Genomic DNA, 24607 nt, shown 5'->3' with positions numbered 1-24607 from the left:
AAATCCCCTGTATCTTCATATATCTTCAGCGCCTTATTGTAGTAATCAACAGCCACATCAAACTGCCGTTGCTGTTCGGCTACCATGCCCAGTTGGTGATACTCACCTGCTGCAGAGTAGAAATCCCCTGTATCTTCATATATCTTCAGCGCCTTATTGTAGTAATCAACAGCCACATCAAACTGCCGTTGCTGTTCGGCTACCATGCCCAGTTGGTGATACTCACCTGCTGCAGAGTAGAAATCCCCTGTATCTTCATATATCTTCAGCGCCTTATTGTAGTAATCAACAGCCAGATCAAACTGCCGTTGCCTTTGGGCTACTGTGCCCAGTTGGTGATAAGCAACAGCAATTTTGTTATTTACTGAGGTGTCATTTAAAGCTATCAATTCATCTAAAATTTCTTGATAAACTTTTCTCGCCCCTTCTAAATCAGCACTTTGAGCCGCTTCATTAGCTTCCTTACCCCGCAAATAAATCCACAAATCAAAAGCATCTTTACCCTTTGCTTTCGCATCTGCTAAGTGAATGCCAATTTGCTTTAGCGCCCGTTGTCGCAGTGACTTAAATTCGGGTTTGCGCCCGATGCGCTCATACACTTGTCCCAAGGCTTGCAGAATTGCTTGTGCTTCAGCCCATTTCTGTTGTTGTTCGGCGAGGCGCAGGTTTTGCAACAGATTTGGTTCTTCGACTCGCAGCACAGAATTTGCTAGTTCGGCGTTGCTGATGAGTTTCTGACGGTAGTAATCTGCCAAATCAGCGTAGAAAATCAGCAACTTTTTTTCGAGTTCGTTAATCAACTCCTCATCTGTCATTGCAAGCGAAGTTGTATCTGTCATTGCCAGCGAAGCGAAGCAATCGCCAGATTGCTCGGATGGATGAGATTGCTTCGTTCCACTGCGTTCCACTCGCAATGACGCTATTGAGTTCAACTGCTGGCGCAAATACCAAGGTAACGCTGGATGAATCTTGTAAATACTCTCACCCAAATATTCCACAACACCTGCGGCGGCGGCTTCGTTAAGAATTTTCAACCAATCAGCTTTTTGCAAGTTCTCCCCAAACACCGCCTGATATGCTTGCCCATACTCTTTACCAGCTTCTCCTGATGAGAAACCATGCAACCGAATTGTATTCACCCGTTCCGAAAACAACGCCAAAAACGGTAAATGTCGCTGCGCCTGTTCTGACAACTTCGTAAAGGAATAATCCAACGACACCGTTAGCGACTTATCCCTACCTTCCTCCTCCGCACCTGCAAATGTATCCAACCCACGCCGCAACGCCTCAATTAACTGCACTGGTGTCTGCGTCTTCAAATGCGGTAACACCACCCGCAACGACAACGGATGTCCCCCCAACAATTTCAACAATTCTAAATACTCTTTGGGTAACTTCGCCCTGTCTACTCCCGCCGTTTGCAAAATCTTCGCGGCTAACTCTTCTACATCCTGTTCCCACAAACCGCGCAAATTTAACAACGTGTAACCACAGTCAAGCCAAGTCTCCTCGCGGCGACTGGTAATCAACACCCAAGTTTTCCCACTCCGCAATTCTTTGAGAAACTGCTTGAGTTCGCTTCTCTCCTCTCCATTCAATAATGGTTCATTTCCCGTGGGAAAGCCGTTGACTGGTTCAAAGTTATCCCAAATCAACAAACAAGCCTGAGTTTGGAGATACTTCAACACTGCCAACCGTTGTTTATCTATGGGAACTGAGGAAAACTTATCTCCCCAAACTTCCCTACCCACTTGGTTGACAACATAACTCAGCGTCGCCCCATGTTCAAAGGACACAAAAAATATCTTGCCAGCACGTCCCTGAGTTTCTTCTAACCACCGTGCAAACCCACAAGCTAACTCAGTTTTCCCCACGCCGCCCATGCCTTGCAACAATACTATATTGTTTTGGCGAAACCCCCGCTCTAACCGCAAAATATCGTAATCTCGCCCGATAAAACCGTAAGCACCTTCTTCTGGAAACCCATGTAGAGAGGTTACATGTGATGTCTCTACAAGTAAATCGTCAATGTCGGGAATATCTATATTATTTTCGGGAATAAACGGCGTGTAAGGTTCCTGCTGATACAACACCGGAACCAACCAATCTCGCAAAGGTTTATCGCCCTTGGGACTTGGACGCTGGGGCTGATTTAAAATTGCTTTGCGCCCAGCCGCTACCGCGTTAGAAAGACTCGCACCCCCTACCAACTCGCCATAGAACCGCCCGATGAAATGTTTCGCCGCCACAGCATAGACAGAATAAGCCATTGCAACAACACCTTTCGCCCCCAAGGATACCAAGCGGGTAGCCACGGAGGAAAATTTTGCTTCTCCTTCCTGTGCTGATTTGCAAGCGTTCAACACAAAAATTGGTACACCGCAATCTGCCAAATTCTGAGCTATTTGTGCTGCTGTGACAATTTGCGGTGAACCATCAAGGGCTTCAAATACCAATATTCCCTGTCCCACTGCACCCAAGGTATGGTGAAATCCTTGGCTATTGGCGTCAAAGTTGCCGTGTCCGTCAAAATGGACAATATGATAAAAGCCTTTGTTCCGATTCAATTCCCGCTCAAACTCCTCAAAGCTAGGCGGACGCAAGACTTTAATATTGACTTGCTTGCGAATTTGTGATCAAGAATCCAGCAGAGGACGAGCAATAGTTTTGAGAGCAATATCTTTTTCCCCATAGGGACGAGCAATCACGAGCAAGATATTGAGTTTATCCTGGGGTAGTGGTGGCATTTCCGCCCGTACAGCATATTCACTCAGACTGCGAGACATGCCAGCTAGAGTTGGGGCGAGAAATTGGCGATCGCCTGGTGAGTACAACAACTCCCAAGGCAAGTTTAGCACCGTGGGGTCATCGGACGTTATCACCAGTTCGCAGTTATGCAACCCATCGTAAGTAGCCGCTTGAAAAAATTCCCGCGCTTTCTCGCTACTGCGAAATACTAATTCAAATAATTGCTCTCCCCAACTCTGCAACTCTTGCTCAATTTTTGCGGCGTTATCTGGTGCAAGTCCGTAGGGAAAGCGCAAATACTCTTCCAAATACCAGCGTAAATCGGTTAGTGCTTGCTGATTAAAAGGATGCTCAAATGTTACAGTATCAGCAAAACGGGGTGCGGCTTGTCCTCGTTGCCAGGAAAGTTGAATGGTATCCCCTTGATGAGTAATCCGCAAGCAATTGTTCGCCATAGCTGCTGGATAAGAAGTTAATTGTATGCTAGCTAAAATTAGTAATCACGTAGAGAGTTGCTCATTCCGGATGCAATCTCAAATCCGCAGCGATTACTAAGAAAGCACAGAAGCCCCCTCTGGGATCTACGTTCCACTCGCTGCGGACAAATAGTCAGTGATTAACCGGACTTGATATCACTCCTTATCCCAAAGCGTTTTTAGCAGTGAAAGAGTTTACACATTACCTCTGCGGTGAACACACTTGCTGCACTTTCTGAGGAAGTCGCCCACACACCTGCTGAAATGTTTGCGGATTCAGTCGCCACCAAGCAAACAATCCTAAACTTGTACCACCCACAAGCAAAACCAACAACCCCCCAAACAAGAACCACCACTTTTTACGCCCTTGACGTTTCACAGAAGTTTGGCTTTCGTCTATTGCATGTGGTTCTGAAATCAGTAATTCCAGAAGTGCTTGAGAACTTGGTGCTAAATCAGATTTTTGTTCCAGTTGTGTTTCTTGTTCTGCTACTATTACCTCTACAGGTACTTCTACAGCTACTTCTACAGGTTCCGAGACGGGAACCAGTGACACCGTAGGCTCTGGGGAAACACGACAATGAGTCAAAACCACTGATATATTATCGTGAGCATTTTTCTGGTTTGCCAATTCAATCCATTGACGGACAGCATCTTCCAAGGAAAGTGTACCTTGTAAAACAGGAATAGCGTAATCCCGCCAAGAGTGTTCTACCAAGTTATTGTCGCTCAAACCATCAGAACACAACAACAATATTCCATCTTCTTCTAAAATAAATCGCTGAACTACCGGACGCAGAAATTCACCATCTTTTGTACCTAATGCTTGAGTCAAACCAGTCGCATCTGGACGTTGTAATGCTTTTCGATATAAACTGCGAGCATAACGGACTTCCCGCCCTGCGACATCATTATCTATTGTTAAAAGGTGACAGTGGTTTTGTGTTATCCAGTAAGCACGACTGTCACCCACATGAGTTAAGTAAAGTTCATGTGTATTTTGTGATTGAATGACTTGAGGAGTTTTGATGGTTTGCGGTAATTGCACTGCCATCACGAGTGTTGTACCCATACGTTGGGTACCTTCGCGTTTTTGCTCATCATTACAGTTACAAATGACGTTATTAACAATCCGCAAACTTGCTTCTAGTTGTTTTTGAATTAAGTCTGCTGGTAAAATGTCTGCTTGTTCTTTTACCTCTGTGAGTAAGGCACGAAGTTGCAACTTTAAGGACTCTACTGCTAAGAAACTTGCAACCTCACCGCCTTCATGTCCAGCAATACCATCACAAATAATAGACACTCGTGGTAATAATGGATCATCAGAATTGTCAGCATCAGTCGGATAACAAGTGTCTTCATTTTGTGTTTGTTGTACACCAGAATCTGTTGCTCCTGCTACCTCTAAAGTTAATGGTAAATCTGCTGCAGATGATAAAAGTAAAATATTGAGTTGAGCGGTGATAGATTCTAAATTGACTTCCTCACTCCGCATTTGCTCAACTATATTGTTTAGTTCTTGTGCAATTGGTGTCTTTGCAGTCGCTACCCAAGGTTGCCAACATTCACCCAACTGTTGTAGAGACATTGCATCCCTTGGTTCTACATTAACAAGTTCCAACAGTCGCACACACCAACCTTGCACTCGCAAATTATCCAGAATGAGCAAACTACCAGCAACTCCTAACTCTGATAATGGTGTCCACAGTTGAAGAATTTGCCATAACCAATAAACTTGTCGTACTGGTTGTGCTTGTTCCCATGCGTCTGTGATTGCTGGGTAGAGATTTCCTGTCTCATCTATCGGTACATTTTCCAGTAAAAGAATATCATCGTGAGCAAAACCATATGCCTGGGGAATGTGTAATCTGTGTTGATATAACTTTAGATAAGATACAATTTCTTGTGATAATTCTTCAGGAATCTCTGGCAATAGTCCTGGTTGAGTATCTAGCCAAATCTTGGGAGTAATAACCTCATACCTATTTGCCACATTTTCTCCAGGTTGAATTTTGACGACTGATGAACCAGTTGCCCAAAGGTAGCGGTAAACTAAAGGAGTTTGACAAGTTGCACAAACACTATCTCCTACAGAATTAATGGGTTGAGTACAGTTAGGATTTGTGCAAGAAATTATTCGCTGAGTTGAAATCATGTGAGTGGGAATTTTTAGATAATATAGATGGGTTAACTTCGATTAAATTTTGCTGTTAAATACCAAAAGCTTAGATAAACTAGGATTGTGTTATTGTTAATTATTGTTAATAAAAATCATCAAAGTTTACCTTCTAAAATTAAGTTTTCCTTTCTGGAAACAGTTAACGTGTAAGTGTATCTAATTATAAAAATGTATTGACGGTGTGAGTATATCGTCTAGGACGGCGTTATGCCAAGTACTACCATTATCTGGTTGTTAGCAGGTTCAGGGCTATGTTTGATAGAACTATTTCTGCCAACAGCTTTTGTTGCCTTCATGATGGGAATTAGCGCTCTGCTCGTGGCGTTTTTATCTCAAACAATTTTGGGCAAGTTATGGCTACAAGTTGTGGTTTGGCTGTTGCTTTCCACAGCCCTGATCATACTTTCCCGTAGGTTTGTGAGTTTGCCGCGACGCAAAGCGAAAATTCAGCATGCCATTATAGCCGAAACTTTAATTGAGATTCCAGCCGGGAAACCAGGACGAGTGCTGTACGAAGGAAATTCTTGGCGAGCACGTTGTGACGATGAAACGCTCACAATTCCACCTAATCAAAGAGTTTACGTCACAAGACGCGAAGGTACCACCTTAATTGTGATGCCAGAAAATCTGTTGCACTCCTAATTCCTTCTGAAAAAAATTGGAAAATTTATTATGGAACAGTTTTTTTTACTTGTTTTTCTAGCTCTAGGTGGTTCTGCTTTAGCTGGTTCTGCGAAAGTCGTGAATCAGGGTAATGAAGCTTTGGTGGAACGTTTGGGAAGCTATAATAAAAAATTAGAACCAGGACTTAATTTTATCATCCCTGTTTTTGATAGAGTCGTCTTCCGCGAGACGATCCGGGAAAAAGTCATAGATATTCCTCCACAACAGAGCATCACCCGCGATAACGTGTCAATTACTGTTGATGCAGTGGTTTACTGGCGTATCGTTGATATGGAGAAAGCTTACTACAAAGTGGAGAATCTCCGCACAGCAATGCAGAATTTGGTGCTGACTCAAATTCGTGCGGAGATGGGCAAGTTGGAATTGGATGAAACTTTTACTGCCCGTTCTCAAATTAATGAAATTTTATTGCATGAATTGGATGTTGCGACTGACCCTTGGGGCGTAAAAGTAACGCGAGTGGAACTACGGGATATTATCCCATCAAAGGCTGTTACGGAGTCGATGGAATTGCAAATGTCGGCGGAACGTCGTAAACGAGCAGCAATTTTAACTTCTGAAGGCGATCGCGAATCAGCCGTCAATAACGCCAAAGGTGAAGCTGACGCCCAAATTATAGAAGCAGAAGCCCGTCAAAAAGCGCTGCTTTTGCGAGCAGAAGCTGAACAAAAAGCCATCGTTCTCAGGGCACAAGCCGAACGTCAGCAGCAAGTTCTTAAGGCGCAGGCGATCGCCGAATCTGCTGACATCATTGCCCAAAAAATGAAAAATAACCCTCTTGCTCATCAAGCTTTGGAAGTTCTGTTTGCCTTGGGTTACCTCGAGATGGGTGCGACAATCGGTAAAAGCGAGAGTAGCAAGGTTATGTTTATGGATCCGCGCACAATACCTGCTACTTTGGAAGGTATACGCTCAATCGTCTCAGATGGTCAGCCTGATTCAAATCTCCCATATACAGGTGAAACACCTACAACAAATAATCATCGCTCTAGCTAGACTCAGGGAGCCTATCAAAATTCAAAATTCAAAAAAAGAATTTTGAATTTTAAATTGGTTTGTTCTTATATCAAGTCCGTTTATACTGCTCGCGGGTAAAATTTGAACTTATGTCATGCTGAACGTAACCCTTCGCTTCGCTCGAGGGCAGGCTCCGTGCAGTGAAGCATCTCGGAGATTCTTCGCTTCGCACCCTAATGATAAGTGTTCAACCGGACACGATATTATTCCCCAGCAGCTTGAGCTAACTGACATTGACTACACAAACCAAAAAACTCTAGAGTGTGGTAGAAAATCTTGAATTTATGTTTAGATTGCAGCTGCTCCTCTAAATCATGGACAGGACATTGATTAATCGGGATGGAAGCACCGCACTGTAGACAAGTCAGATGGTGCTTATCTTGCTGCGCTAAGTTATAGAGGGCTTCACCGTTACCCAATGTCCGTACTTGCACCATGCCTTCAAGCTTTAAGGATTCTAATGAGCGGTAAACTGTTGCCAAACCCATACTTTGGTTACGGCTACGTAATTCCACATAGATATCTTGGGCAGAAATGCCTTGTTTAACGGTTTTGAGCAAGTTTAGAATACGCTCTTGGCTGCGGGTACGTATGGCTCTCATAGACAAGTAAGTATACTAAGAAAACATTAATTCTGTTTTAAAAAACTCATTTTAACAGTTATCAGTTATCAGCTTTATCACTTCTTAGGTAACGTTCCTCCAGACTTGAGCACCGAAGGCGCTGTTTGGCAAGTTTAAATCCCCCACCATAGGCATGCACCAACTGTCCACTATAATGACTTGTCATTTAATTGTCGCCTAATTGGGACATAAAGATATAGTATGAGCTTAGCAGTATTCAGCAAAAGCCAGTGCAAAGGAAGTATCTAGCCAAAATATTTGTCACTCTCCGTCCTTCAGTTCTGGATCCTGCTGGAGTAGCAGTAAAATCTGAACTCAAGCAATTGGGATACCCTCATGTTGAGCAAGTGCGGATTGGCAAGTACATCGAAATAACTCTCGTCTCAACTGATGAAGGTACAGCTCGTCAAGACTTAAATCGCATATGTGACCAAATGCTTACAAATCCAGTGATAGAAAATTATCGCTTTGATTTGATAGAAGTTGAGTCACAGACAGGAGTTTATTAATCTTTTCAGAGTCATTAGTTTTTATCCTTCGATTTTTAAACTCTAATGACTCATGACTAATAACTAATAATTAAATAACTAATAACATGAAATTTGGGGTTGTTGTTTTTCCGGGTTCTAATTGCGATCGCGACGTTGCTTACGTCACAAAAGACTTACTACAGCAACCAACTCGCATGGTTTGGCATCAAGAAACTGATATTTCTGATGTGGATATCATCATTCTACCAGGTGGTTTTAGCTACGGGGATTATCTACGCTGTGGTGCGATCGCCCGGTTTTCACCTGTGATGCAGCAAGTCATTGAACACGCTCAAAATGGGAAACTTGTCCTCGGTATTTGCAACGGTTTCCAAGTATTAACTGAGGCAGGGCTGTTGCCGGGGGCGTTGGTAAGAAATCGGGATTTGCATTTTATATGCGATCGCATTCCAGTCAAAGTCGAGCGTACAAATTTTGCTTGGACGCAAGGTTATCAAAATGCTGAAATCATTACTTTGCCCATTGCTCATGGAGAGGGGCAATTTTACGCAGATGAGTCTACATTATCAGAGATTGAAAATAACGGTCAAGTCCTGTTTCGTTACGAGGGAGATAATCCCAACGGCTCAGTGAACAACATAGCCGGGATTTGCAACCGTCAAGGAAACGTGTTGGGAATGATGCCGCATCCAGAGAGAGCATCTGACGCGATGCTGGGCGGTAGCGATGGGTTGAAGTTGTTCCAGGGGTTGTTGGAGAAAGTGGGGGCGTTGGTGTAGAAAGGGTGGGGACACAGGGTGCTGTGTCCCTCAGACAACCGAGATCATTTCCTCTAAAGAAAATACAAACCCAGGCAGCACATCTTCTCCTGACAGTGCCACTGGTGATTCGAGAATTTCTACATCCTGATTTGGACGATAAATTTCCACTTCCCACGTTTCTAGGTCAATTAACCAACCCAATTTTGCACCGTTATTCAGATATTCCGACATTTTGGTTTGTAGCCTTTTCCAGTCATCATTAGATGAGCGTAGTTCGACTAAAAAATCAGGACAAGCAGGAGCAAATTTTTCTTGTTGTTCAGGCGTCAAAGCATCCCATTTTTCCCGCTTCAACCAAGATGCTGTAGGCGAACGAACGGCACCATTTGGTAGTGTAAAGCCAGTTGAAGAACCGAAAGCAACTCCCAAAGTATAGTCACGATTCCACTTTCCCAGTTGATAGCATAGATTGGCGCTGCGGATACTGGTTATACCGCCGAAAAGAGGCATGAGTACCAGTTTTTTATCAGCATTGCGCTCAAATCTTATCAGTTCGTGACGCTGGCATAGTTCAAAGAATTGCTCATCAGTTAAGTCGATGAAAAGATTTAGGTCGAGGATTAAGGCATTCATGTGATGCTGCTTAAAAAATTATGAAAAACGTTAGGTCTTTTGACTTGGGGGGAACTTCAGTTTAGATACTGATATCTATTGTAACGTTTGCCATCTACCTCCAAGATCTATGAGCCTGGCTATAGTTGTAGATGAATTTTCAAAGACATTTTATGTATAAATTATGATAAAATCATTATCCCTTTGGAATAAGTTTGCGACTTATGAGAATTTCCTGCTTGCTTGGCAGCGAACTGTGAATGTCACAAGTCGTATGGTTCACGACGAGTTAGGGATGAAACTATTTGCACATAATCTTCAAGCTAATCTTGAAAATTTAGTACAGCGAGTGGTAGCTGAAGATTTTCCTTATCAACCTTTAGCTGATCACAAAGTTTATGTGCCAAAGCCTTCCAGCACATTGAGAACAATGTCACTGATGGCTGTACCAGATGTGATTGTCTACCAAGCACTAGTAAATATTATTGCTGATCAAGCCTACCTTTATCTTGTCAGCCATGAGAATCAGTGTGTTTTAGGTAATCTTTATGCTGGACCAGGAAAGCGTTGGATGCTCAAACCTTGGAAGAAGCAGTACACACGCTTTGTGAACCGTGTTGAAAAGCTGTATTCTGCTGGGAACCCCTGGATCGCCTCGACAGATATTGTTGCCTTCTATGACACCATTGACCATGCTTGTTTATTAAGTCTTATACGTAAATATTGCGGTGAAGACCAACAATTTGAGCAACTATTTCTAAACTGTCTGGAGAAATGGGCAGTACATAACGCAAATATAAAGATGAGCCGTGGAATTCCTCAAGGTAGCAATGCGTCTGATTTTCTTGCTAACTTGTTTTTACATGAAATTGATAAAAAAATGATAGTTCATGGTTATCAATATGTCAGATATGTAGATGATGTTAGAATTCTTGGAGCAGACAAATCAACTGTTCAACGTGGATTAATTTTATTTGACCTTGAGTTAAAACGTGCTGGTTTAGTAGCACAGGTGACGAAGACAAGTGTTCATAAAATAGAAAATATTGAGAAAGAAATTTCACGCTTACGATTCAGAATTACAGATCCAACAGGAAAGGGAAATTGCCTACTCGTCACGATTCCATCTCCGCCTAAAAGTGAACAGGCTGATTCCGCTACTGATTATGTAAAAAAAACATCCAGTTCTTATGTAGAAAACTACACAACAATATCAGATAGCAATGGGAATTTCGAGGATGATGAGAAAGATGATCTTGAGGATGATGAAGAAATCACAACGTTATCCTCAAACAAAGATTGCGATATTGAACAGAACAAAACTCAAAATCTACAAAAACAAATACGTGAAAAGTTTCTAGAGGCTTTTGCACTATTAGATGATCAAGATCGGGGAAAGGAGGCTGAGTCAAATATCACATTTTGTCTATATCGACTTGAACCGCATCCATCGATACGCGAGCAAGTGCTCAGTTTACTTTCTACATTACCTTGGCGTTCTGAAGCTATATCGGTCGCTTTAGGGCGTTTCAAAAATGATTCATATGTTATTGAAGGATTGAGGGCTTTTATCAGTGAACATGATGTATATTCCTGGCATCGTGCTAATTCACTATGGGCACTATATCAGGTGAGCGGGGCTAAAAGTGTTGCGCCAATATGTCAAGTTTGGCTAGCTGACACTCAACTTCACTGGTACGCGAAAGTAATAGCAGCAAGGATATTGACGGAGGTTCCAGCACAACATGCTTACTTGATGGAATGTTTACAAAGTGAGCAAAATATGGTGAATGGCAATGCTGAAGAAACAGCAATCCTCCGCCAAGAATTAGCTTATGGTGCTTTTCAAAGAATCAAATCACGCGACAAGCAATTCGCATTATTTCGGCTAATTTGTATAGACAAAAGTCCCTTGCTTCAGCAGTTGGTAGTTTATCTTCTCCAACAACCACAATGCAAAGTCACTTGGGACGATTTAAAGCAATACCATCAGCAGATGGGGACAATATCAGAGTTAATTAAAAAGTTAGGCTTATCAGCAGATGCCCTGACACCTTGTTTTATATTTCAAACGCTCTCAACTATGTATAGAGTTTCGCTACCAGAATATAATCTGCGTCGATTTTATGCTACACACTACAATAAAGCAGTTGAGCAGTTGCGAGAGTCTGTAATCAACTATCAAAAATCTCCTAGTTCGTATGTCAGTAGTTTTCATCAATTCTCCCACATAACTATTCTTGCTTTTTACGAGTTTGTCCTGCCTCTAGAAACAGGACTGTATGACAAGGGTTATGCGGATCTCATTTGCCGAAAAGTTTTTAGAGACAGGCTTCCATACGGCATCACTATTTGGGAACAACTCGGTTCTATGCGTAATCGAGTTGAGCATCCGGTAGATAGAAAAACAAAATCACACGCAAAGAAGATTACTGTTAAGGAAGCTGAGTTTCTTGACAAACAACTCCAGGTTGCTCTTCAAGAAATGTTTAATATTTGGCTAGATTCACCACTGCCTACTGCTACTACATCTGCTGCACCTGTTGGTGTATCTATTTCATAGCCCTTGTACGATCAATAATGCTTTTGAGTATTAACTGTTGAGAGGATACGGGCGATCGCCCTTCCCCAGAATCTCAACTACCGTGTTGTACTCTTCAAACCTCCTACCGTTCATCCCCAAGCGCTACAGTAAAACTAAATATTCCAGCCCTGTACCATGTTAGCCAGTACCGCCAGCTACGAAATTACCTGGGAAAAGCTACCAGATGACTTTGTTTTAGACAACGAGCCAGTGGACAATATTAATCAGCCTTCTCTTGCCGCAGCGTTAACCGAAAGTTTGCAAGTTGCAAGCAAGTTACTACCGAATGCGTTAACTACAACAAACTACGGCATTTGCGCTACGGTGAATCAGAAGATAGTAGTGAAAGCGCCAGACTGGGCGTATATACCTTCTATTCGAGTGTCGCGAGAGGAAATCAAACGCAGCTATACACCCCAACTTCAAGGCGATATTCCAGTTATTGTCATGGAATTTCTTTCTGACACTGAAGGCGGCGAGTATTCAAGTAAGCCGACTTACCCTCCAGGAAAGTGGTTTTTTTACGAACAAGTCTTAAAGGTTCCCAATTACGCCATTTTTGAACCGGATGCCGGGGAACTGGAAGTTTATCAATTGGATGATTTCCAACGATATCAGTTACAAAACCCTGATGCCAATAATCGTTACTGGATTGCTGAAATGAGATTATTTCTGGGAATATGGCAAGGAACTAGAGAGAATCGCACAGGTTATTGGCTGCGGTGGTGGGATGATAATGGCAATCTTTTGCTCTGGGGTTCAGAACGAGCAGAACGATTAGCAGCACAACTCAGGGCAGCGGGAATTGAACCAGAAATTTGAAAAACAATAGCACTGAACTGGGATTTTGTGCAACCCACCCTACACAAAAGGACTGAGTAATTGTTAGTAGTTAGTGTCATAACAACCAACGACTAACTACTAACAAATAACAATACTACCTAAATTCAAAATCTCAATTCGACCGTCCCTATCCCTGTTAATTATGGATTGGGAGCGTCGTAGGTAGCTGTTCCGCTGAACTTAACTTTAGAAGGACTGGGATTTTTACCGATACTGCGGTCTACATAACGTACTTTTTCACGACCTTCCTTGACTTTTTCTGGGAAGGTACCATCAGCTGGGTGTATGTACTGAATTTCTCCGTTGGGAAAAATCCGGTAAACTTTGTAGTCTGTAATTTTCAATTTCCGGAATACTTGACCACCCAAATAAACGCCGTATTCCTTACGAGCCAAATACAGCAGGTTATCGCCTTGGCGCATAATGGCGGTACCACCTGTTGGCAGTTCAAACGGTTGCTCTTTGGGGCTAGTCCAGGTGATAGCGTACTTTTCTTCTAATTCTGCTTTTTTGAGCAAGCCACCAGTGCTGCCACCAAATACGGGAGTTTGTCCAGAAAGGGTTTCTGCCATAAAGTTTCTCTCAACGTTTTTACGGCATCCTATCACCGCAACCAGGGTCATGTTGCGATCGCGTCATAGTCTGTAACAGTTATTTAGTTATAAGTCATTTGCTTGAATATAAGGACTTTTTACTCTTGACTTTTGACGATTTTTGGTCTATAATCCCCTGAATCATCGGTATGGTAAAGTGAAACTGACTCCCCTGGTTTTTGCCTTTTGATGTTGCCCAAATCTCTCCACCCCAACCATTGACTATTTGACGACAAATTGCTAAACCAAGACCTGTGCCACCAGCTGTACGCCGGAGTGCTCCTTCTTCTTGATAGAAGCGGTCAAAAACGATTTCTAAAAGATGTGGTTCAATACCACGTCCAGTGTCAGCCACGGTAACCTCAACCATTTTGTTTCGGTTGCGTTCACCTTTAATCGTGATTTGTCCGTCTGTGGGTGTAAATTTGCAAGCATTGTCTACCAATTTTGCCAAGACTTCCACCAGCCAATCTCCATCAGCTTTGATTAAGGGCAGGTTTTTTGGAATTTGAGTGACTATTTTGGCCAGTTTTTCGGAAGCAAATCGGGTACGAATGCGACTCAGTGACAAATCCACACACTCTTGTAAAGTCAGCGATTCTGGATGCCATTCCACACGACCGCTTTCTAGATTGGAAAGTGTCAGGAAATCTTGTATGAGTTTGCGCATTCGTTCTGAGTCTGAAAGAGCAGTGCTTAACATGACCTGCTGTAATTCTGAAGGCATATCCGGTTCGCTAGCAAGACTTTCTAAACAGACTTGAATGGTGGACAATGGCGTGCGAAGTTCGTGTCCTGTGATTGCTATCAAGTTGCTGCGGGTGCGGTCAAGGGCTTCCAACTGCTTATTAAGGTCTTCTAAGTTAGCATAAGCCTCTGCTTGAATAAGCGCAGCTCCCACTTGGATCGCAATCGCTTCTGCTAGGTCAAAATCCCCTGCTTGCCAATCATGTAAAGTTTCATTGCAATAGTGCAGCTCGACGATACCCAACAACCGCCCTTGGAAGAACACTGGTTCCATCAGCCAAGAGCGAATGCCATACTTTTTGACGAGTTCTTCAAGTTCTCTAGAAGTGGTGATGCGAACGTCGGTACGAGTATCAGTCACATAAATCCCTTGGCTTTGGAGGACAACTTCCTTAAATAAGAGATTTTTTTCCAAGGGCCAGGTTTTTCCCCGCAAAGATGAGATACCAGGACTTAAAAATTCATGTTCAATAATGGCTTTAGCATCTGTCTCTTGAGCGCGGTAAATTAAACAACGACTAGCTTCCAAGTTTTGTCCCAGTTCTTGGGTTGCGACTTGGAGAATTTCGTGGGGGTCGAGCGATCGCCTGATCGCGGTACTAATTGTATTGACTAAACGCTCTTTACGTGCTTGAGCTGCTATAGCTCGGTATGCTTTGTGCAATTTGTACTGACTTGCTTGCAGGTAAGTCACCAAACGCTGCACAAACGGGTCAGTGTCTATGTCGCAGGCATACTCGTTGTTCTGGTCTACTTTTGTTTCGTTATTGTTTTCGCCTATCCCAAATCTCAAGCGTGCTTGCTGAATTTTGTCTACCAGTTCTGGTCTGTAAACCAAAATCCTGTTCAAAAGTAATTCAGCAACTTTTAGGCTCACTCCCCGTTCTGCTGTCCAAATTCCTTCAAACCTGCGCGCCGTGTCCATATCTAGACTTGGGCTGATCTCCGCCGGTAGTTGTTGATTTTTGGCAACAGAACCCATGTTCTCCCGACAAACCAAGCAAGTCGCATAGTTTTGAGCAATGACCACTAAGTGCCATTCTTGACTTAAGGCATCATCTGTTTCAAAGGCTATTTTTTCATAATATTCCGAACTGTTGGTGAAATCCGTTTCGGGTGCGGATAATACGTATATTTGATTACTGCGCTGAGCAAGCCGCTGATATCGATGAGCTTCTTGACGGTAAAATCGCTCTCTTTGGAAGCTAGCAATGACCAGAGGCTGCTCCAAAGTAGCCGCCAATACCTGGTCTTCCATAGCGTGGGAAAGCGCCGTTAGTGAAGCCTTGAAATATATTTGAGGTCTCAGGTGGGGTAGAGCCTGTAGCAGTTCACTTAGCACGGAAGTCGCAATGCTCATCAATTTCATTAAGGAGCCACAATCTGGACAAAATCCAAGTCACAGCTGCATTGTACAAATTACAACGGACTCTCAAGTGAATGAGATAGTTGCAATATGTAAAGAATGGTGAAAGACACGTTAAAACCCTGATTCAGAAGCAGCACTTTGTTTAAGATGCTGCAATACTCATCCTTTGGTTTCTCACCAACAAACCAAAGGCTGCTTGAAGGCTATAGTAAGCATCTCATAGAAATAGACTGGCATAAATATTCCCCACAAGCACCCTGTTCTTTGCTTAAATCTTCTTAAGTTTTGTGTACTTGACATATCACAAAAGATATTATCAACGAACTTTATAAAAAATAACAAACAAAGGCATGAGGTAGTTCTGTGATCAGATAGAAATTCAAACCCAACTTGATTTTAAACCGCCAAAAACAGACGGGAGTCACGGAACTCAATTAAGCAATCGCAATGGGCATACCTGAAAGTTTCCTCTTTCCTTCTGCTTTGGAGCCTTCTACCACGCCCGGTAACAGCAGTTGCTACAATGAGGAACCCTCTGTTCCTTGCGCGTACCCGTTCGCATGATTGCGTGTGCAAAGCACATAGGGCATAGATTAGAGACTCCCTTTTTTGATAAGCTTATACGCTTTTAAGATATTAACATTGCCTTGGCTATCAAAACTATCTGTCCTTGGGCGTTCAGCATGAGCTTTTGCGATCGCTGCCTACAGCGCGGCTTGGCCTAACGTTTTAAAGTTAAACCAAAAGGAGTCAGGTAAGATAAATTACATTGCTGCACCTCGCTCTTCTGGGAACTCAATACATTAGTCACATCTTTCTTAAAAATAAACAAAAAGCGCAATCGGCAAACACTGCTCAAAGGGGCAGTGCTTACCAGCGTCTAAGCAATATTTGTGTTTTGCAATCATGTTGATTAAAGGCGGCGCTAAGGACTTTACTGACGTCGCCTGGTTGTTGCCAATTGCTTGCTTAATTCAATTTTATAGATCTCTAAATCTTTATGGTCTCTAATATTTTTCCAGTCATTCCCTTCATCTTCCCCATAAAAAAATCATGATCCTGCGACCACTGCTTGTGTTTTTAACATACAGACTAAATCTTGAACTCCCTTTTGCAAATATCGCGTAACTGTCATTGGACTAGTACCAATTTTCTTAGCGGTATCTTTGCGAGAAAGTTCTTTCAAATAAACCATTTCCACTGCCAGGCGGGGCTTTTCTTCTAACAAACTTATTGCCCCTTGAAGTTGTTGCCGTTCTTCGTCTTGTTGTTGCAAGGCAATACAATGATGACAAGGAAGTGCATCACCCAGAGTAATTTGACAATCAATAGATTGAGCTATAGTAGCATCTAAACTCAAAGGCATACGGTTTTGAGCCGCTAATTTTGTCTCTTGCCATTCTTGCAGAGATACTTTGAGTTTGCTTGCAATTTCTGAATCTTTGGGAGGACGACCTAAAGTCAGTTCCAATTCTTTACGAGCCTTTTGCCCTTCATTGTACAGTTCTTGCCAACGACGTGGAATTTTTAATAGGGTACAGTGATCTCGTAAAAAGTGTAGCATTTCGCCCCGAATATAGGGGACAGCAAAAGAACTAAAAGCATATCCTTGGCTTGGGTCAAAGCGCTCAATTGCCCTTATTAAACCAAGATAACCCACTTGCTCTAAATCTTCATAAGGCTCCTTGCATTGATAGCTAAATTTATGAGCCATCTTACGCACTAAGCCAGTATGTATTTGTACTAGTTGATTACGAAGTTTAATAGAGGGATTTTGGTGGTATGACTGTAATAATTCTATACCATCAAATTGCACAGAGAATTGACTTGCTGCCATATAAATTCCTTTTTAGAAACTCCTTTTCAAAGAAAAAATGGAGTTGCGTAAACCTCCATTACAGCTGTTATTATTTTCCTTAGGAATGCTGGTTGAAACCATTCGTCGTTTTACTGAAATTGTTAGTAGTCTTACCAAAATTACCAGTATTTATACGGTTGATTTTTATCATATTTTTTCGTCAAATTCCTCAAGAAGGTGCTGATACCAAATCTTCATGAAGCTGCATTAACTGCATTTAATATTTTGCAATGGTATGGTTTAAAATCCTAAAGTTTCACCGTCATTGCCGACCTATTATTAAGTGCAAGTTTACTCCAGAATTGGTATGATATGTGAGTCATGTAAACTTGACGGACACGTTGATCGGGAGCATGTCACCTTTTTGGGTTAGGTTTAGATAGTTAACATCGCATTGAGATAAGCTTTGGCGTTGAGCCAATACTTGAGGAACATTTTCCTTTTTCCAGGCTCGCACCGGATATTTTAGTACGTCGGTCAATCTGCTTAACGGCTGACTCTATAGCGCCAGAACGAACCCTCGCAAATCTGTTCAGCTTGGTAATATTGGTAGTTAACGATGCGGTGACGATGGTTGTTAAGATAGTTAATAAAATTTTCAGATTGTTTCCGGTTGCCATCGCCAACAAGTGCGATCGCTTGATCACTAGTCCTTGCCAAAGAAGGTTTTTGACTTGCTTCAAACGTTTCAATGACTGAGGAGATGTCAACTTTATGGCTACTAGCTCTGGTTATTGGTAAAAATGGAAATAAACACGAATGCATAACTAAAAACAAGTGTGAAATATGAGCAATACCAGTAATTTCCGTGATGCAATTCGTCAGGCTAAAACTCAAGCCCTGGTGGGTCCTAATGTCATTGCTAACGCTCTTCCCTACGTAGGCGGCGGGCTGGTGCTAACAGCATTAGGAGCATACGGTGGATTGAATGTTATCCGTACTAACCTTGGACTGTTCCTGCCTACCTTCTTTGGTGCAATTGTTGTAGAATTGATTCTGTTCTTCGTTGCCCAGAATGTTGCCGAAAAAGGCAATAACAAAGTTGCACTGCCTCTGTTGGCAACCTACAGTCTTCTATCTGGGTACACAATCAGTGGTTTAATTTATGTAGCACTGCAAACTAAAGGTGTAGGTATTCAAGGTATTGGGATGGCTGCCCTTGGTTGTGGTGTCACCTTTATCGCCGCTCGTCAAATTGGCTCAAATCTTTCTGAGCAAGACGGTATGGCATTGACAAAAACGATTAATCTGGGGTTGATTGCCTTAGTTGTTGTAGTTGGTGTGCAATTTCTATTCAGTTTGTTTGGTGTTTACACGCCGAACTGGTTGGAAATCGGCATCTCAGGCTTGGGTGTATTTCTCTTTGTAGGCGCGTCTGTGGTTGACTTCTACATCCTGCCACGTTCATACCGCGATGACCAATATTTGCCTGCAGCTTTATCAATGTACTTGACATACATCAATTTGTTTGTTTTCATTTTACGGTTGCTTATTGCTCTTAACAGCCGCGATTAAGGACATTGAATATTTTTTGTAAGAACTAAAAAATAAGCCGTGGTTTGATCTTTTAAACCACGGTTTTTTATCGTTGAAGGGATGAAAATTTAAGATTCAACTTAATGGAGCACAAAGAACTTTACTCAGGTCTCATTCGACTTCACATCCTTCATCATGCAGTTCATGAACCGATATTTGGTTTGGGCATTATTGAGGAGTTAGCTTGTCATGGCTATAAGCTTAGTCCAGGAACTCTCTATCCCATGCTTCATGAGTTGGAACGCAAGGGATACCTGTACTCAACTGAGGAGCGTTCAGGAAAACACTCGCGCCGAGTCTATCGAGCCACGGCTTTGGGAAAAGAGGCATTAGAGGATGCTAAACAGAAGGTTAGAGAGTTGTTTGGAGAATTATTTGAGAATTACTGACTTTCCAAAAACTGCTTGAGGTGTGGTTGATTAGTGTTAATTCCCAGTTCCTCTGCTTTTTGAAGAATCTGCTCGCGGTTCAATCCCTCCTTGGTAGCAAGAGCAATGAGAGCCAGTGCGCTGGCTCTTGCTCCTGCTGCACAATGTAGTAGAATTGGTGTTGGTAATCCCGAAATCTCCTTCAAAACCTTATTTGTTAATTCGGCGTCAGCTTTTGCGGGGTTGAGTGGAACGTTAACATAGTTCAGTCCCGCTGCTTCAGCCTGTTGTTGCTCATCTAAAAAGAAATCCTTTTCATCAGGAGAACGTAAGTTCACAACAGATTTGAACCCCTCTTGAGCCGCCTGTTGCAAATCTTCAGGACTTGGTTGCCCTGCTGCATAGAATTCTTCACTGACTTTTTTGGCGTTAGTCATAAATACTCCTGCATCTTGCTAGGAATAGTGTAGCTATCTTCTTTAAGAAATCATACAAGATTTATGTCATTTAATTTATCGAAAATAGATATCGATATACGATAATATTGGCATGTCAAAATTAAAGGTACTAGATACCGCTACAATCTCTTACTCACAAGGAGGCTTCTTGTGTCGGGTAAAACGGTAACACCCCAATTACAGCGAGAGTTAGGGGTTGTGGGTGCAACCATGATGGGGCTGGGATCGATTATTGGTACTGGCGTATTTGTGAGCATAGGTATTGCGACTGGGATTGCTGGATCTGCCGTGATTCTTGCAGTAGCACTTGCCGCTTTTGTCGCGACCTGCAATGGTCTTAACAGCGCTCAGTTAGCTGCTAATCATGCTGTGAGTGGTGGAACTTACGAATATGGCTACAAGTACTTGAATCCTTGGTTTGGTTTCACGGCAGGGTGGATGTTTCTTCTAGCCAAAACAGCTTCTGCTGCAACAGCTGCTTTAGGTTTCGCAAGCTACTTGTTGACTACAACGAATTTGCTAGGGCGTGGTTTACTAGTTCCCACAGCGCTTTTAGCTGTAGTTGGTTTCACTGCAATTGTGTTGAGCGGAATTCGGCGCTCTAACCGCATTAATATTATTATCGTATCGCTAACGCTGCTTTCTTTAAGTTTCTTTGTCCTTGTTTGTCTGCCGCGTGCTGTCACCGTTGGTGCAGATAATCTCACACCTTTTTTCTCAGAAAATACCGCCTCGCTACTCCAAGCTACAGCTCTAATGTTTGTGGCGTACACGGGTTATGGTCGTATCGCCACAATGGGCGAAGAAGCAAAACAACCGCGCAAAACGATTCCTAAAGCGATGATTGTTTCTCTGCTGCTGACAATGTTGCTTTATATATCTGTGGCTGTGGTTGGCATTGGGGCAGTGGGAGCAGATGTTTTGGGCAAGGTGACTGAACAAGCACAAGCTGCACCTCTTGAACTCGTTATCCGTAACGTTGCTGGTCCTGCTGCTGGGTTAGTCGTAGCAATTGGTGCTATTACTGCTATGCTAGGCGTGCTACTGAACTTAATTTTGGGATTATCCCGTGTCGTACTAGCGATGGGAAGACGCCGTGATTTACCTAGGATTTTTGCCAGACTTAATCATTCAGGAACCACACCAACTTCGGCTGTGCTGTTTGTGGGAGTAGCAATTGCAGGCTTAGTACTCATTGGAGATGTGAAAACCACATGGTCGTTCAGTGCCTTTAATGTTTTGATTTACTATGCAATTACGAACTTGGCAGCACTACAATTGCCACCGGAAGAACGACTCTATCCCAAATGGATAGGCTGGGCTGGCTTGGCTTGCTGTGCGTTTCTTGCTTTTTGGGTAGAACAGCAAATTTGGTTATTCGGTTTAGCGCTAATTGTTGCTGGACTCATCTGGCGTGTCACAGTACAACTACTCGCACGAGAATAAAAGGTATCAATCTTGTCAAGAATAAGTAAAAAAAATGTAAAACTTATGACAGCTAGAAATCGCTATGGGTATGTATTTGGTAAAGTATAGGTAAAACTGAAAAAGCAAATAAAATAGAGAGCAAATTGCATATTATCTAGAGCGCTCATCAATTACTCATATGGAAGTCTTAGAACTCAAACGCGAAATCGAAACGTTATCTCATCGCCTGGGTAAAACCCAGGACTATCTTTGACATACCTGCACTTTCTGCCAAAATTCAAGACTTAGAACAAATAGCAGCCCAGCCAGAGTTATGGAACGACCAAACTCAGGCGCAGGAAACACTGCAAGAACTCAACGACTTGAAAACACATCTGCAACAGTATCATCAGTGGCAAGCGAGTTTGGAAGACACTCAAGCAGTTCTAGAACTGTTGGAGTTAGAAACAGATGATGGGCTACTGCAAGAAGCTGAGTCTAATGTTGATAAACTCAAGCGCGAACTTGACCAATGGGAGTTACTCCAGTTGCTTTCCGGTCCCTATGATGAAAAGGGCGTTGTACTCACAATTAACGCAGGTGCGGGTGGTACTGATGCTCAAGATTGGGCAGAAATGTTACTGCGGATGTACACCCGTTGGGGAGAAAACCACGGCTATAAAGTCCATTTAACAGAACTTTCTGAGGGTGATGAAGCCGGTATCAAATCTGCAACTGTAGAAATGACCGGGCGCTACGCCTATGGTTACCTACGTTCAGAAACAGGTACACATCGTCTCGTGCGGATTTCACCGTTTAATGCCAATGGTAAGCGGCAAACCAGCTTTGCTGGTGTGGAAGTGATGCCCCAGATAGATAATAATGTACAGTTGGAAATTCCGGAGAAGGATTTGGAGGTAACCACAACTCGTTCTGGGGGAAAGGGAGGACAAAACGTTAACAAAGTAGAAACCGCAGTACGAATTGTTCACATTCCCACTGGAATAGCTGTTCGTTGTACGGAAGAACGCAGCCAATTGCAAAACAAAGAAAAAGCTCTCACCCGCTTAAAGGCGAAACTGTTGGTTATCGCTCAAGAGCAACACGCCAAAGAAATCGCGGAAATCCGGGGTGATATGGTAGAAGCTTCTTGGGGTAACCAAATCAGAAACTACGTTTTTCATCCTTACCAGATGGTAAAGGATTTGCGGACTGGTGAAGAAACAACTGCGATCGCCGATGTCATGAACGGTGAAATCGATATGTTTATCCAAGCCTATCTACGGCAAGAAAACCAGTTAGTGGAGGCTTCTACGTAACTCTGAATAAGGGAGATGAACAAGAAACGTTATGGTTAATTTGCTTGTTCATCTTCTCATCTGGTTCTCAAAAGGGGCACAATGGCACCTGAATCTAATAAGAACTGTTACATTGTTATAAGAGTTTGTTGACAAATCATCATTATGAGCGACTCTCCTTCTGCAGAACCTCAACCTAGCTACGTCAAACTCGCCATGCGAAACATGGTGCAAAAGCGTTTTACCTCCTTGAAGCATTTTGTACTGACAACTGTAGGGCTTTTAGCAGTCCTTGTGGGTCTGGCTTACCTGACTCACTAATATTAAGACCCCGTCCTTAAGGACAGGGACTAATAAATTGATACCTAAGTTTAGGAGACTTTGTCGCTGGTGCGAGTTGAACTGTATGTGCAGGATTATTATCATGAGTCATCCCAGTCAGACGCCCTAAACTCTGGGAATAAGGATGCTCATATTGCAGTTGAAACTTGGAAAGACTGGTTTGAGCGCTGGTTGAACATACTACACCCAAGTCTTTCTCCAGCGCCAACTTATGAAATTGGACTACGTCTGACAGATAACAGAGAAATTTGTACACTCAACTACGAGTATCGTCATCAAAATAAGCCGACAGACGTGTTATCTTTTGCAGCACTGGAGGTAGATACTCCTGCGTTATCAGAAATGGATGCCCAAGAACCACTTTATCTGGGTGATATTGTTATTTCTGTCGAAACAGCTCAGCAGCAAGCTCAACAGCAAGAGCACCCTGTGTCAACAGAACTCTGTTGGTTAGCAGCTCATGGGTTACTGCATCTTTTGGGTTGGGATCATCCTGACGAGGAAAGTTTGAACCAAATGCTCAAGCAGCAAGTAATGCTACTGAAATGTATAGGTATTGACATTGACTTTGAATAGCAATGATTTAATATAATCTAAGTGCTATTGTGTATTTTATATCTACTATTTTTCTGTTAAAAATTGCTTATAATTGTTTCTTTTTTTCTTAACATCTGCCATTTTCTCCTCACCTATTGTGCTCTTTGGTTCTTATGCCTATGTCTCAACAAATCTCGTCTCCACCAAAAGCTTCATCCCTGCCAGCACCGAGTTGTATAGAAACAGTTGTTCATACGCAACGTGATTTATCGTGGCAGGTAGCCTCTAATTTATTTGTCAGTTTTAAGTATGCTTGGTGCGGAATTAGCTACGCTTTTCAAACACAGCGTAATTTTCGCATTCACATTGGTGTTGGCGCTTTAGCAATTGGCTTGAGCGTTTTTTTACATCTTAAATCAGTGGAAATTGCTGTCATTGGACTAACAAGCGGTTTAGTTTTGGCATTGGAGTTACTGAATACAGCCATTGAGTCAATTGTGGACTTAACGGTTAAGCAGACCTATCATGAATTGGCAAAAATTGCTAAAGACTGTGCTGCTGGTGCTGTGCTAGTGTCTGCCTTGGTTGCTGTGATCGTAGCTGCTGTTCTCTTACTTCCCCCCCTGTTCGCTTTAGTCTTAGCATCTATTTCGCCTTAGTGGCGTTTTTACCGTTCGCGAATTCATGTCCTTCGCTTTTGGTGTGCCGTTGGCATAGGACATAGGTTGCCAGATTTTTACATGTTTAAACCCAACCGTTGTCCCTCCTTGACTAAAGTGACGAAGTATAGTAAAAGCCTTGGGTATAGTGAAGCTTGAATAAAGCCCTAGTTGACCTGTCTTACGTACCTTGAGTACTACATTTCTTAAATGACCGCAACGAGGTATCATACTGTAGTGATTGAGCGCAATACTTGCCCAAATGTACGATGAGTTACTGCTTGGGTTGAGAATAGTCCAATCACGGGGTGCGACACCGGAACTATCCTCATATTGAGGGCGTCCAGTTGGACTCAGAGAGTATCCTGACAATTTCAGGAAAGCAACTACTGCGAAACTTTCACAGAACAATTGCAG

Annotated in this window: 22 protein-coding genes and 2 pseudogenes; 14 read left to right on the top strand and 10 right to left on the bottom strand. The window is 42.7% G+C overall.

Annotated elements, in window-relative coordinates; translation table 11 throughout:
• The 3 genes from DP117_RS02115 to DP117_RS02110 form a co-directional block, all read right to left on the bottom strand.
• Positions 1–2567, bottom strand: a 2567-nt coding sequence (locus tag DP117_RS02115; protein WP_248277491.1) for a tetratricopeptide repeat protein, incomplete at its 3' end; no start/stop codon positions are given.
• Positions 2568–2636: 69 nt separating this feature from the next.
• Positions 2637–3203 (bottom strand): hypothetical protein, encoded by a 567-nt coding sequence (locus DP117_RS35890; protein WP_248277490.1) that lies wholly within the window; start codon positions 3201–3203, stop codon positions 2637–2639.
• A gap of 223 nt (positions 3204–3426) precedes the next feature.
• Positions 3427–5379: a protein phosphatase 2C domain-containing protein gene (locus DP117_RS02110; protein WP_169216678.1), complete on the bottom strand. Its 1953-nt coding sequence runs from the start codon at positions 5377–5379 to the stop codon at positions 3427–3429.
• A 231-nt stretch (positions 5380–5610) separates the two neighbouring features.
• Between DP117_RS02110 and DP117_RS02105 the strand changes: the two genes are divergently transcribed.
• Both DP117_RS02105 and DP117_RS02100 read left to right on the top strand, forming a co-directional pair.
• Positions 5611–6045, top strand: coding sequence for an NfeD family protein (locus tag DP117_RS02105; RefSeq protein ID WP_169216677.1), 435 nt, complete (start codon positions 5611–5613; stop codon positions 6043–6045).
• 30 nt (positions 6046–6075) lie between these two features.
• On the top strand, positions 6076–7083 hold the full coding sequence (locus DP117_RS02100) for an SPFH domain-containing protein (RefSeq protein ID WP_169216676.1): 1008 nt from the start codon (positions 6076–6078) through the stop codon (positions 7081–7083).
• Positions 7084–7307: 224 nt separating this feature from the next.
• Here the strand turns inward: DP117_RS02100 and DP117_RS02095 are convergent, their stop codons facing one another.
• A complete protein-coding gene (locus DP117_RS02095; RefSeq protein WP_169216675.1) occupies positions 7308–7706 on the bottom strand; it encodes a Fur family transcriptional regulator in 399 nt (132 codons plus the stop codon).
• A 251-nt stretch (positions 7707–7957) separates the two neighbouring features.
• On the opposite strand from DP117_RS02095, the gene purS reads away from it, so the two are divergent.
• On the top strand, positions 7958–8236 hold the full coding sequence (gene purS, locus DP117_RS02090; protein WP_169216674.1) for a phosphoribosylformylglycinamidine synthase subunit PurS: 279 nt from the start codon (positions 7958–7960) through the stop codon (positions 8234–8236).
• Positions 8237–8322: 86 nt separating this feature from the next.
• A complete protein-coding gene (purQ, locus tag DP117_RS02085; protein WP_169216673.1) occupies positions 8323–8997 on the top strand; it encodes a phosphoribosylformylglycinamidine synthase subunit PurQ in 675 nt (224 codons plus the stop codon).
• 30 nt (positions 8998–9027) lie between these two features.
• Here the strand turns inward: purQ and DP117_RS02080 are convergent, their stop codons facing one another.
• Entirely contained in the window at positions 9028–9612 is a 585-nt protein-coding gene (locus DP117_RS02080) for a Uma2 family endonuclease (protein ID WP_169216672.1), read from the bottom strand.
• Between the two features lie 163 nt (positions 9613–9775).
• Here DP117_RS02080 and DP117_RS02075 point away from each other — a divergent pair, with 163 nt between their 5' ends.
• Both DP117_RS02075 and DP117_RS02070 read left to right on the top strand, forming a co-directional pair.
• Complete coding sequence (locus DP117_RS02075; RefSeq protein WP_169216671.1) at positions 9776–12154, top strand: RNA-directed DNA polymerase; 2379 nt, start codon at positions 9776–9778, stop codon at positions 12152–12154.
• A 156-nt stretch (positions 12155–12310) separates the two neighbouring features.
• Complete coding sequence (locus tag DP117_RS02070) at positions 12311–12997, top strand: Uma2 family endonuclease (RefSeq protein ID WP_169216670.1); 687 nt, start codon at positions 12311–12313, stop codon at positions 12995–12997.
• Between the two features lie 161 nt (positions 12998–13158).
• Here the strand turns inward: DP117_RS02070 and DP117_RS02065 are convergent, their stop codons facing one another.
• From DP117_RS02065 to DP117_RS02050, 4 genes and pseudogenes are all read right to left on the bottom strand, one after another.
• Complete coding sequence (locus tag DP117_RS02065) at positions 13159–13590, bottom strand: photosystem I reaction center subunit II PsaD (RefSeq protein WP_169216669.1); 432 nt, start codon at positions 13588–13590, stop codon at positions 13159–13161.
• A gap of 94 nt (positions 13591–13684) precedes the next feature.
• Positions 13685–15718: a DICT sensory domain-containing protein gene (locus DP117_RS02060; RefSeq protein WP_169216668.1), complete on the bottom strand. Its 2034-nt coding sequence runs from the start codon at positions 15716–15718 to the stop codon at positions 13685–13687.
• A 1060-nt stretch (positions 15719–16778) separates the two neighbouring features.
• Positions 16779–17564 (bottom strand): RNA polymerase sigma factor SigF, encoded by a 786-nt coding sequence (locus DP117_RS02055; RefSeq protein ID WP_169216667.1) that lies wholly within the window; start codon positions 17562–17564, stop codon positions 16779–16781.
• 340 nt (positions 17565–17904) lie between these two features.
• A pseudogene (locus tag DP117_RS02050) lies at positions 17905–18280 on the bottom strand (ISKra4 family transposase); the annotation flags it as partial.
• 91 nt (positions 18281–18371) lie between these two features.
• Between DP117_RS02050 and DP117_RS02045 the strand changes: the two are divergent.
• Entirely contained in the window at positions 18372–19100 is a 729-nt protein-coding gene (locus tag DP117_RS02045) for a Bax inhibitor-1 family protein (protein WP_169216666.1), read from the top strand.
• 104 nt (positions 19101–19204) lie between these two features.
• Positions 19205–19510 (top strand): PadR family transcriptional regulator, encoded by a 306-nt coding sequence (locus DP117_RS02040; RefSeq protein ID WP_169216665.1) that lies wholly within the window; start codon positions 19205–19207, stop codon positions 19508–19510.
• On the opposite strand, the gene DP117_RS02035 is transcribed toward DP117_RS02040, so the two are convergent.
• Complete coding sequence (locus tag DP117_RS02035) at positions 19504–19926, bottom strand: sulfur transferase domain-containing protein (protein ID WP_169216664.1); 423 nt, start codon at positions 19924–19926, stop codon at positions 19504–19506. The genes DP117_RS02040 and DP117_RS02035 overlap by 7 nt on opposite strands.
• A gap of 171 nt (positions 19927–20097) precedes the next feature.
• Here DP117_RS02035 and DP117_RS02030 point away from each other — a divergent pair, with 171 nt between their 5' ends.
• The 6 genes and pseudogenes from DP117_RS02030 to DP117_RS35885 form a co-directional block, all read left to right on the top strand.
• Positions 20098–21393 (top strand): APC family permease, encoded by a 1296-nt coding sequence (locus DP117_RS02030; protein WP_169216663.1) that lies wholly within the window; start codon positions 20098–20100, stop codon positions 21391–21393.
• A 160-nt stretch (positions 21394–21553) separates the two neighbouring features.
• Positions 21554–22673 (top strand): peptide chain release factor 2 gene (prfB, locus tag DP117_RS02025; RefSeq protein WP_169216662.1). Its coding sequence is split into 2 segments (ribosomal slippage): positions 21554–21625 and positions 21627–22673, totalling 1119 coding nucleotides; the frame shifts between segments, so codons are not numbered across the junction.
• 144 nt (positions 22674–22817) lie between these two features.
• Complete coding sequence (locus tag DP117_RS02020) at positions 22818–22973, top strand: DUF3285 domain-containing protein (protein WP_169216661.1); 156 nt, start codon at positions 22818–22820, stop codon at positions 22971–22973.
• 69 nt (positions 22974–23042) lie between these two features.
• Positions 23043–23570 carry an rRNA maturation RNase YbeY gene (gene ybeY, locus DP117_RS02015; RefSeq protein WP_169216660.1) on the top strand — a complete coding sequence of 176 codons (528 nt, stop codon included), beginning with the start codon at positions 23043–23045 and terminating at the stop codon, positions 23568–23570.
• Between the two features lie 140 nt (positions 23571–23710).
• Complete coding sequence (locus DP117_RS02010; protein WP_169216659.1) at positions 23711–24190, top strand: diacylglycerol kinase family protein; 480 nt, start codon at positions 23711–23713, stop codon at positions 24188–24190.
• A gap of 210 nt (positions 24191–24400) precedes the next feature.
• Positions 24401–24591, top strand: a pseudogene (locus DP117_RS35885) (aminodeoxychorismate/anthranilate synthase component II); the annotation flags it as partial.
• Between the last annotated feature and the right edge of the window lie 16 nt (positions 24592–24607).

This window comes from Brasilonema sp. UFV-L1 (genome assembly GCF_012912105.1).
Taxonomy (GTDB): Bacteria; Cyanobacteriota; Cyanobacteriia; order Cyanobacteriales; family Nostocaceae; genus Brasilonema.
The sequence above is the reverse complement of the archived record's forward strand: the minus strand, read 5'-3'. Positions and strand labels throughout refer to the sequence as shown.